Raw genomic sequence first — 11,769 nt, 5'->3', positions numbered from 1 at the left:
TGATGGATCATTACCCTTTTAGCCCGGAAGAGGCCATACTCTGAATAAAATGTTTCTGAAAAATCGCGTAGGCAATAATAATCGGCAAGGCCAGTAAAAACGCAGCGGCCAGCTTGACTCCTAACTGTGCCTCCGCTCGCCCACCCACGGCAAAGAGGGTCACCAATTGAGGCATAGTCATTAAATCTTCTTCCCGAATGACGATCAGTGGCCAGAGCACATCATTCCACGAATTCATAAACGTGAGAATCCCGACAGTAATCAGGGTAGGCAAAATATTGGGCCACAACACCTGGAAGATGATGCGCAACTCACCACACCCGTCTACCCTGGCAGCGTAGATGAGATCATCAGGTATGGCTTTGAAAGCCTGCCGAAAAAGCAGGATAGCAAATGCACCATTCAGCGCGGGGACGATGAGTGCGGCCAGCGTGTCTACCCACCCAAATTCTACCATCAGAATATAATTGGGAATTAAGGTAATCTGAAACGGGAGGGTCATGGTAAAGATGACAATGTAAAAAAGCGCCTCGCGACCACGAAAGTGAAGTTTAGATAAAGCATATCCCGTCATCGACCCAAAGGTCAATACGCCCGCGGTGGCGGTGAGTGCCACCAGACTGCTATTGAAAAAGGAACGCCAAATGGGGATTTTATCAAATAGCGCCAAATAGTTGTCCAGGGTAAAACCATGTGGCAGAAGCCCCAACTCGGTAATGTTGGCTTCAGGGGTAAAAGAAGCCAGTAGCATCCAGTAAAAAGGATAAATAAAGGCCAGGGCAGCGATGACCAAAACACAGTACAGCAAAATGCGGGTTAGCTTCATGATGAAATGATTATTCGTCCGTTTCAATGGTATATTTCTGAACAGCCACTACCAACATGATCAGGACCGCAAAAAACAGCCCCAAGGTTGCGGAATACCCCATGTGATAATAACCAAAGGCCTGTTTGTAGATGTAAAGCATCGCTGACAAGGTGCTGTTGAGTGGCCCTCCATCCGTCATGATGTAGGGTTCAATAAAGAGACTGAATCCACCTATGGTCGATAAGATCGCCACCATGAAAAGCGTAGGGTTGATCGCAGGCAGGGTAATGTACCGGAACTGTTGCCAGGAACTCGCACCTTCTACCTTAGCGGCCTCGTAGTAGCTTTGTGGAACAGCCTGCAAACCTACCAGAAAAAGGATAACGTACAATCCGACATTTTTCCACGTCGCCATAATCGCAATAGAGATCATGGCGATCTTAGGATTGGTGAGCCAACCTACCCGAGCAAAACCCAAATCCGTCAACATCCGGTTCAGCAACCCGGTCTCTACTCCCAGGAGTTGTTGCCACAAGATGGTTACCACCACGCCAGAGACGACTACTGGTAAGAAGAACGACGCTCGAAAAAAGCCACGCATGAATAGTTTCTCGTTCAAAACGTAGGCCAAACCTAGTGCGATAAGCACCTGTAAGGGGATATGAATGAGGAGAAACTTCAGGGTATTCAGAATAGCTTTCCAGAACAATCGATCCTGGATGAGACGAGAAAAATTATCCATCCCAACAAATTCCATCGGCGCTATAATGTTCCATTTATGGAAAGTAAGCAGGATGGAGAACCCTACCGGAAACAGGATAAACAGCACCAGATGCAACAAGTAGGGCGATACGATGAGGTAGGGTAATAATCGACTTTTCGTACGGTTTTTTATCATTTTTTTTAGCTAAACGGTCGTTAAGATCTCAGTAAGAATATCCTGAACCGATAAAATTGCCACACAGATGACTTCATCTGAAGCGCCGTAGTACATCGTTACTTTGTCGCCATCAACCAGATGACCATTGGTAAAGATAACATTACCAAAGAAGCCCGTCTGTTCGTAAACAGCATCCGGTTCCATCAGTGGCCGATGAGAACGAGCCAACACCTTGGAAGGATCTTCTAAATCGAGCAAAGCTGCTCCCAGACAATAACGATGTTCCTCATTTGCGCCGTGATAGATCATCAACCAGCCTTCTTCCGTCTTGATGGGTGCCGCTCCTGCTCCCACCCTGGTACTGTCCCACCAACCTTCGCGGGTATGCAAAATACATTGGTGCGCGCCCCAGTGCAGTAAGTCCGGCGAAGAAGCGATCCAGATAAAGTTTCCTCCCGGGCCATGCCCCGACGGGCGGTGAAAACAAAAATATTTGTCTCCTATTTTTTCTTCAAAAAGGGCGCAATCCTTATTGTGAGGCGGCAAAATCATGCCTTCTCGCTTAACATTGCGCCAATCGCGCGTACGCATGAGGCCTACACCTACTCCACTCTCCGATACCTGGGTATAGGTGAGAAAATACTCTCCTTCCAGGTAGCTTACCCGGCAGTCTTCAATACCGTAAGATTCAAGTTTACCTTGACCGAAAAGCTGGCTGGGAAAATCTTCTGGTTCAATGAACGACTTACCGTCTTCACTACAAACCAAACGCAAGTGAGAAATCGTTGACAAGTATTTTTTGCCCTTATGCCCAATCATGCGGGGATCTGAAAGATCAACTTCGTCATTTTCAAAAGCTAGGACCTCGACCGTACCGTCTTCTTTAAGTACGGGAAATGAGATAATTCCTTCCTGCTGCACCGGACGTTCGGCCACTCTAAGTAGTAACCAGACTTTCCCATCAAACCGAAAAACGCCAGGATTAAGGACACATTCCACTACCCAACCTTCCTGGCTCGGGGCAATGTCTATTGTCGTTATAATAGGGTTACCTGCAAACCGCTTAACCATATCTGCCATAACACTGATTACGAGTTTGGAAAAAAGGAAGGTTAGCAATGATGGCTAACCTTCCCTACTTTCATTTATTGATGGTTCTGCTTACTGTTTGTTGAACATCACCGTACCCAGGTTTTTACCTCCCAACACAAAGTTGAGGGAGTAAATACCCGCAGGATAATTAGCTACCGATAAGTCAAATTGACCATTGGCAACTTGGGCAGGCGTTAAGCGCAGCATATCCAACTGGCGACCAGCCGCGTCAAAAGTACGCAACAAGAGGGGTTGGTTGCCTGGCAAACCGTGCCGTACGTTCAGAATATCCGTAACTGGATTGGGGTAAACACTTTCGATGTAAGTGCCAATCAAGTTGGGCTCATTGGTACCTACAACAATAGATCCTGTCTCGTAAAGTGTGGCTATTTCATCAGCAGTTAAGGCCCGGTTGTAAATCTTTACGTTGTCCAAGGCGCCATTAAAGTACTGGCCGCCTTCAATGGGGTTATTTCCCATACCGAGGTTAAAGGCAGTAACGTTTAACAGACCAGGAGCAGGCTTGCTATTGGCCTGGATACCGTTGACGTAAATCAGATCGTTTTCGCCATCGTGTACCATTGTTACGTACCACCAGAATCCAGGTACCAATTCATTACCATCACCGCTGTCCATATCCGAAATCAATTCAGGAAACTGAATGGTGTTGCTGTTCGTGGTCCAGACAATCTTGGTGTGCTGTGGTAAGGAGATTTTCCAGCGCTCGCTCCAGTGACCGAAGTCCATGATATAAGATTCTGCTATCGCTGTATTGACTTCATCGACCCGAATCCAGAACGCTACCGAGGTGAAATCAGAAAGCAGCTGTACTGCATTGGGAGCCAATACGGAATCCTGCATTCCATCAAACTTGATATTCATTCCACCACCGTGAGGATGCGTCGAATTTTCAAAAATCGGATCTCCTCCAATTACCCCGTGGTTGGCATAAGGCGTTGCATCGTTGGCATTGCCATCAAAAGGATAATGAGCCACCAAACCGGGCTCTGCTGTTTCCAGGGGCTCCGTGGTGCTCAGCGTCAATTCGGCAAGTTCTGAAACGTTGCCGGCCAAATCAAAGGCTGCTACTTCGAAGGAGTACAACTCAGAAGGCTCCAAGCCTGTCACCAAAATCGACAAGTTACTGGCTCCAATGGTGTCGTAAGGCACGGCATCTAACCAAACATAATAACCCGCCACCTGGGTATCATCGGTAGCCGCTTCCCAGCTGAGCAGTACAGAGCTAAAGCTCGGAGATCCCATCAGGTTCATCGGTGGTGTGGGAGGCGTAATGTCAGGAGTTTCATCGACACCAGTGGTGACCAACAAGCTACTTGGCAAAGATTCATTTCCTGCCGCATCAATAGCCGTCACCGCAAAGGTGTAGGTAGTAAGCGGTGTCAGGAGCGGAAAATAAGCGTTCGTTTCCTCCGTCGTCGCCGCGAGTACGTCATCAATATAAACGTTATAGGCTGTCACTGCTTCGTTATCGGTAGCAGGCAACCACGCCAGATCAACATTGTTGAAGACGACGTCAGCGGTGAGGTTAAGCGGCGCGCAAGGAGCTTCGGTATCCGTAATTACCGGAGGCGTAGACTGCTCGGCATAGAGCGCTGCAACAGCTGGTCCGTCAAGCGCGATACTGTACAATTGTACATCATCCAGGCTTCCGTCCAACCAATTTCCTCCATCAATAGGGTTGTAACCCATGCCTAGCGGATGAGTCGTGCTATTCAAATCACCCGTCACATTTTTCTCCGCCACCTGGGCTCCGTTGAAATAAATGATGTCTTTGCTACCATCATGTACCATTACCACGTGCGTCCATTCTCCAACGGGCAGCTCATTCCCATCGCCACTGTCCATGTCCGAAATACCAGAGGTATTATTGGTGGTAAAAACGGGCTTACCATGGTTGGGCAAAGAGATCTTCCAACGTTCCTGCCAGCCGCCATTAGAGAGTAAAAAGACTTCTCCGCTAGCGGGCAAAGAGTTGAGGTTTACCCAGAAACTGATACTGGCTAAAGGTGAATTCTGCTGGGCAGAATTTGCTGCCGTCACTTCCGTGGTACCGTCAAAAGCAGCAGCCTGGTTGGTGCGACCAAAACGATCCGTCGTGAGCACGGGCATGGAAGCATCATTGTTGTAAGCTGTCTCGTCTTTACCATTACCGCTGAAAGCATAGTGGGCTACCAGGTCACTAACAGCAGGGGCCGTATTTTGCTCCGCGTAGAGTGCCGCAATGGCTGCTGCATCAAGCGCTTCGTTGTAAATACGCAAATCATCAATAGCGCCGTCAAAGAAGCTGCCGCCATCAATAGGATCGTAGCCGATACCGAGGGGGTATTTGGTGGTCGCTAGTGCGCCCGCAGCGTCGCGCTCATTGGCCAAAGTGCCATTGAGGTAGATCAGGTCTTTGCCGGTCGTGGCATCGTGTACCATGGCCAGGTGGGTCCAGGTATCCAAGGTTAGGGGCGTGCCGGAATCGAGGTCATTACAACAAGTTGCCGTGTGGGTTGTCCAGACGGGTTTACCGTGGTTAGGCATGGAAATCTTCCACCGTTCCTGCCAGCCACCGTTAGACAGTAAATAGACTTCTCCGGAAACCGGAAAGCTATTGGGTTTTACCCAAAAGGCGACCGTCGTGGCATCCGATTGCAGGGCCACTGAATTAGGCGCAACAGCAGCTCCTTCCAGAGCATTTGCGCCCCAGCCGTGGCGGTTAGCAACTTCACTAGCTCCCGGAAGGAGTTCAGCACTATTGCCAAATTGACTATCGTCTTGCCCATCACCATTCAGGCTGTACAAGGCGACTTCTGGCGTTACCGTACCAGGGAAAGTAGCTTGTTCCGCGTAAAGAGTAGCCACTTCCCCATCAGTCAGTGCATAATTTAAAATGCTTACCTCGTCGATCACTCCGTCGGTCCAGTTACCTCCGTCGATGGGATTGTAACCGATGCCTAGCGGCTGTGTTGTAGCATTGAGGTCACCCGCTACATTCTTTTCTGCGGCCAAGGCACCGTTGAGGTAGATTTTATCTTTGGTACCATCATGCACCATCATCACGTGGGTCCATTCGCCAACGACGAGTTCATTGCCATCACCGCTGTCCATATCGGAAATACCTGAAGTGTTGTTGGTCGTAAAGACGGGCTTACCGTGGCCAGGCAGGGAGATTTTCCACCGCTCTTGCCAACCGCCATTGGACATCAGGAAGTATTCCCCACTTGCGGGTAAACTATTGAGTTTGATCCAAAAAGCGATAGAGGTTGTGGGGGAATTCAATACGGAGGAGTTGGGTGCGGTAACTTCGGTACTGGTACCATTGAACGCCAGGGCGCTATGGCCATAGCCGAAGCGGTCGGTAGCCACGGTAGCATCCTGCAAGCTTGCATGATTTCCGTAAGCGTCCTCAAAACCTGCCTTAGCAAAAGAATAGCTGGCGACGACACCGTTGCCAATGATCGGTGCAGTATTTTGTGTATTGTACAAAGCGGCAATCTCGGCGTCAGAAAGTCCTGTGCCAAAGATCATCACCTCATCCAGTGCACCATCAAAGTAGTTGGCGTTGTCAATAGGATTATAACCTATGCCTAAAACATTGGTCGTCGCATTCATATCACCCGCTACAGCCTTGGTGGCTACAACTGCTCCATTGAGGTAAATCTTGTCTTCTGTACCGTTGTGGACCATCGCTACGTGGGTCCATTGCCCCGGCACCAGCTCGTTGCCATCACCAGCATCCATGTCAGAAATACCCGAGGTATTGTTGGTGGTCCAGATCAACTTTCCGTGGGCGGGAAGAGATACTTTCCAACGTTGCTGCCAACCGCCAAAGGAAAGCAGAAAATCTTCGCCTTGTTCTGGTAGCGCCGTGACGTTTACCCAGAAGCTAAGGGTCGTTTGGGGCGTATTCAATACACTGCTATTCGGTGCAATAACGCTGCTTTGTTCTCCATCAAACAAAAAAGCACTATTGGCAAAACCGAGGCGATCCTGGATCAGTTGCGCACCATTTACGACTGCATGGTTGGCATTGGTCGTAATATCCTTGGCGCTTCCTGAGAAATCGTAGTGAGCAATTGGGGTCTGTGCAATCACACTTGTTGTGCTGAGCAAACAGGCCAAGCCCATTATTAATTGGTATAAATGTTTCATCATCGTAAAATGGTATTAAAGTTAAGGTTCTTAAATTTTAATTACGGTACTCACTGAGCGACCCAATGGGCTACTCCAAATCAGGTGATAATGACCTTCCGGCCAGTGCTCCACCGCGATCTGTTCGGTATCACTTGTCGTTTTTTGGCGGTATACGCTCCGACCTAATACGTCGAAGACTTCAATGTGTCCTTCTTGATTCCTGGCTGCGGCCCAATGTAGATAAAGGGAGTTTTCTACGGGATTGGGGTAGGCCAAGAGTTGCTCTTCCGTCAATGCGATGGGTTCGGTATTGGGAGTTACGCCCCCTTGGTAAAGCGTAGCCACTTCTGCAGGTGTAAGGGCGTGATCGAAAATTTTCACCTCATCAATCACCCCTTTAAAGTTGTATTCGGGTTGGCCTGGTAGCATCTGACCAATCAATAGTGGGAAGGTAGTCGTACGTATTAATCCATCAGCAGCTCGGTAGGCAGCTAGTTCACCGTTGAGATACAAAGCCAGGTATTCGCCGTCGTAAGTAGCGGCAAAATGATAGAATTCGTCCACTGCTAAAGGTGCTAGGATGTCTAAATCTCGCGTTCCAGTGAGGGTATTCACCGTCCAGCGTAATTGTTGCTGCGGGGTGATAGAGATTTTCCAGCGATTCTGCCAACTGCCGTGGGAAACGACGAAGGCTTCGCGCTCCAGCAGTGCGTTCATTTCCAACCAGCCACTTACGGTAATAGCTTCCTGAACGTTCAAGATCGGCATGTTCTCCACCGCAATATGCTGGCTGCCGCCGTTGAAGTAGTAAGCATTGTTGCTGGCGCCCAACAAGTCAGTAGTCAGGAGTGCACCATTGTTCTGACCGTGCAGCTCATTGCCACTGATATCAAGCGCATTCCCCGTAAAGGGATAATGGGCAATAATATCCCCTCCGGTGGAGACGAAGTTGCGTACCAGTATTTCCGTAGTGGCCGTGGTGCTTTGCCCCTCGTCGTCGGTAACAACCACTTCAATTTCGATGACCCCTTCTCCTGCGGGAGCATCCCAACTGGCTGTAGCTCCGTTGCCGCTGATGATACCTCCACTGGCCGACCAGCTGTAGCTTAAACTTTGCGGAGCTTCATCCGTCGCCACACAAGTAAAGGTGACCATACCTTGTGGAAGCGTATATGGTGCACTTTTTTCTATGGAAATAATCTCCGGAGCGAGATTGATTTCCGGAACAATAGGCAGAACCAGCATGGCCGTATCCAGGTTGCCGGCCTCATCTCCAACAATACACTGAATGTCTACTGCTCCTTCGTTCGTCGGCGCGGTGTAAACAATGCTTGCACCATTATCCATAAAAGTGCCCGCGCTAGCCGACCACGTGTAACTCAGTGCATCACTATCAATATCTTGCACAGTGGCGTAGACGGTGGTAGAAGTAGAAACCGCCAATGGCGAATCTTCCGCCGCTAAACCTCTGAAACGAGGAGCCGCCGTATAAGCCTGCGCAGTCTGCTGGTAATCCACCACGACACCATCAATGAGCATTTTATTTTCATCGTAAGTAATTGCTCCTCCTGCCGGACAAATCACCAGCATCCGAGCAGCATCCGCCAATAGGGCGACACTCAAGTCGCCACTTACACTTTGTGCCACAAATGCCTCGGTCAGGGCATCATAAACATCAACCGGCTCATCGCCTAAGGCGAGGGTGATGGTCTCCGTTTGCCCGTAAGGGTTATAGTACAAATAGGTCGGATAAGCGGCGGCGGCGAAGAAATCGGTTTTCAATAGATCCAACTGTAGGATGCGCTGTACTTCCGTAGGTTCGATGATCGCTCCGAGGTAACCGATGGAGCCTGTACTGTAGAGGGAAAGATTCGTGGCCGCCCAATTGCCGCCTAAAGCATCACCGGTAGAGAAAGGAGATTGCCCGTTCCAGTTTTCGCGTAAAGCCTCGTAGCCAATCACCTGTTGAGGATCATTGGCCATGGACCACTCCGAGGCATCCTGAAGGAAACTCGGTAAAAATCCTGGGTAAAAAAGGCGGGTCGCATTGGCTAAATTCAGTACCCACTTGCCAATGGCGCGCGCAAAACGCTTATCGTAACGCACCGCTGGCACCAATGCTGCGGCTTGTTGCACGCCATTCAGCTGAAAAGCATAATCGTTGCCATTGTCATTGGCCTCCCCCACCAAACCGGAGACATCGAAGCCGTTCCAATTGCCCACAATAGTACCCCAGCCCCGCAGGGGACCACGATCGAATGACCAGTTGAGCATCTTCTCCACATCATAGTTGGTGCCCAATTCTGCGTTCATTCGGGCGGCAGTGAGCGTTCCGTAAGGCAATTGCAACTCGTAGGAAGGATTAGCTGACCAGTCTTCCAGGAAGTCCAGCGCCCACTCTGCGCCTTGCAGGTATGCTTCGTTGCCAGTTTCATTCCAGGCTTGGTACAGCAACCAGGCGAAGGCACCAGCAGCTTCGGGCTCGGGAACGCCCTGAGCATTGGGCGTCATTTCGGTAAAACTCCAGGCCCGATAATTGAGGTAAGGAACCGACCAGGGAGTAGCACCACCGCCCATCGCTTTGATGGCCGCCAACATTTTATCGGCGATAGTGGTGAACTGAAAGTCAGCCTCCCCGCCGAGATCCGGGTACAAGTCGTAGAGTTGATAAAAGTAGACATTGGGCATCATGTCGTACCACCAGTCATTCCCACTACTGGTAGAGGGGGCATTGAGATAGATATTTTCGCCGTTGGCTTTATTGTAAAAGTTCTGGCTCATCTGTACCCAATTGCGACCAAACTGATTTTGCTTGTTCTGGCCCACCAGCGTTGCCCCCACCAGGGATGGCAATACGTTAATGGCTTCATTGCCCAGTGGCGAAAAAGTACCTACGTAGGTATGCAGCCGAAAGGTGGGACTGAGTGGATAGTTGACCCCGCTTGGCTCCACAAAACAGAGGGGTAAGTATTGCCCCGTCAGTTCCGTATCGTAGATCATTTCATCGTATTCCAAGGCGACGGTTTTCCAATCCAGCAAGTTATAAGGTGCTGGCTGATTAGGCATCGCTTCCACTCGAGGAATTGCCACTTGACCAGACTGCCCGGCCAGGGCCAGCGGTAGCAAGCACACCAACCATAGTATTTGTTTCATCATCTTTTGCACCAAAATCAACATAGACCAATTATTGCGCAGAAAATAAATTTCTATTTCTTTAGGCTTTTCGAATAGCTGACACGCTTAAAATGAATCGCTTAGCCAGCTATTCGAAAACCGAAATAGAATTTATTTTCGTGCTGTTCTTAAATTTAAGCACCTCTTCATCAGTAACCTCAGTACTTGGTACTTGGTATAATGCCGAATTTGGGTTTATCAAAAATCCCTATACCCTATACCCAGTACCCAAAGATTAGTAGTTCGGATTCTGTTTAAGCATGGGGTTCAAGTCAATTTCCGCTTGTGGAATCGGGAATACCTCATGCTTTCCTACTTCAAAACCAGCGAGTGAATCTGCGGCCACACCCCAGCGCACGAGATCGAAAAACCGGTGCATTTCAAAACCCAGTTCTACTTGTCGTTCGTGCCGCAAGAGCTCCCGCAATGCTGCCTGATCGGTGGTAGTGATCACGGGCAGCGTCGTGGCGGGTTCTATGGATTGGGCTCGCGCTCGCGCTCGGACTTCCTCCAGCGGTGCCAGTGCTGCGGCGGTTTGGTTTAATTCAATCAGCGCTTCTGCTTCCCACAACAAGACTTCCGCGTAGCGAATAGCCGTGTAGTTGATGTCGCCATCCGCCTTCTGCGTCACGACCGAATCGGATTGGATATATTTTCGAACACTGTACTTCGTAGAAGAGAATGAGTTGGTGTAGGTACGACCGAAGTATTCATCTCCACGCATTGCCACCGTGATGGGCAGGCGAGGATCCCCTTCTTCAAAAGCCGCCACAAATGATGGCGTAACTTCGGCGAAGCCATAGCCATCAATTTTGCGCGAAGCCCACCATTGATTGAGGAAATTACCCAAGCCCAACTCTAGGTTGGCGTGTTGAATTTCCCACACCGACTCGCTGTTATTCTGGGTAAACTTGCCGTAGTTATCGGCATAATCTTCGACCAATGCATAGACGCCCAGATCTTTGATCCGGCTCACATAGCTGAGTACTGCCGACCAGTTTTCGGCGTACAAATTGGTCTTACTCGCCAGCGCTAAAGCCGCTCCCCGCGTGGCACGACCTTCACTACCGGCAGCAGCTACGACCGGTAGTAAAGGGGCAGCCCGCTCGCAATCTGCAATAATTTGTGCAAAAATCTCCTCCCGCGAACTGGCTGGTTGACGCAGCTCATCGGGAGGTAACAGCTCCGTTATCAGCGGAACTTCGCCAAATACCTGGGTCAATAAAAAGTAATAATAGGACCGCAAAAAAAGTGCTTCTCCCGTGTACTGGGCGCGCAGCGTTTCTTCCACCTCCACATTTTCGATATTGTCCAGCACGAGGTTACACTGGGCAATTCCCTCGTACTGTACTTTCCAAAAAGTGTTAAACTCTTCGGTCCGAGGCGTATAGGTGAAGGCTTCCAGTTCCACTAAACCAGGGCGGGAACCATCACCTCCCGTAATGGCTTCGTCGGAGGTTATTTCGGCGAAAGCCCAATAAAAATTACCATTGTCATTGTTGAATAACAAAGGTCCATAAGCCGCATTGAGTGCTTGCAGCGCGTCATCGCCCGTTTGGAAAAAGCTGCCTGCATCATAAGTCGCAATCGGATCTTTGTCTAAGATGCCTTCACAAGAGGTGAGCATCAGTAAGGGTAAAATATAGCGTAGTAGTTTCATCGTTTCTGGTTCTTT

6 protein-coding genes are annotated in these 11,769 nt (G+C 49.6%); all 6 read right to left on the bottom strand.

What is annotated here, in order from left to right:
* Positions 1-10 precede the first annotated feature (10 nt).
* Positions 11-826, bottom strand: a complete 816-nt coding sequence (locus tag AB0L18_RS17805) for a carbohydrate ABC transporter permease (protein WP_367388661.1) — start codon at positions 824-826, stop codon at positions 11-13.
* Positions 827-836: 10 nt separating this feature from the next.
* On the bottom strand, positions 837-1,706 hold the full coding sequence (locus AB0L18_RS17800; protein ID WP_367388660.1) for a carbohydrate ABC transporter permease: 870 nt from the start codon (positions 1,704-1,706) through the stop codon (positions 837-839).
* 9 nt (positions 1,707-1,715) lie between these two features.
* Entirely contained in the window at positions 1,716-2,768 is a 1,053-nt protein-coding gene (locus tag AB0L18_RS17795) for a glycoside hydrolase family 130 protein (RefSeq protein ID WP_367388659.1), read from the bottom strand.
* 81 nt (positions 2,769-2,849) lie between these two features.
* On the bottom strand, positions 2,850-6,941 hold the full coding sequence (locus tag AB0L18_RS17790; RefSeq protein WP_367388658.1) for a LamG-like jellyroll fold domain-containing protein: 4,092 nt from the start codon (positions 6,939-6,941) through the stop codon (positions 2,850-2,852).
* Positions 6,942-6,968: 27 nt separating this feature from the next.
* Positions 6,969-10,076 carry a LamG-like jellyroll fold domain-containing protein gene (locus AB0L18_RS17785; protein ID WP_367388657.1) on the bottom strand — a complete coding sequence of 1,036 codons (3,108 nt, stop codon included), beginning with the start codon at positions 10,074-10,076 and terminating at the stop codon, positions 6,969-6,971.
* A 253-nt stretch (positions 10,077-10,329) separates the two neighbouring features.
* Positions 10,330-11,754, bottom strand: a complete 1,425-nt coding sequence (locus tag AB0L18_RS17780) for a RagB/SusD family nutrient uptake outer membrane protein (RefSeq protein ID WP_367388656.1) — start codon at positions 11,752-11,754, stop codon at positions 10,330-10,332.
* Positions 11,755-11,769: the final 15 nt, after the last annotated feature.

The sequence above is a fragment of the Lewinella sp. LCG006 genome (genome assembly GCF_040784935.1).
In the GTDB taxonomy this organism is placed as follows: Bacteria; Bacteroidota; Bacteroidia; order Chitinophagales; family Saprospiraceae; genus Lewinella.
This window is presented reverse-complemented; position numbering and strand designations above follow the sequence as displayed.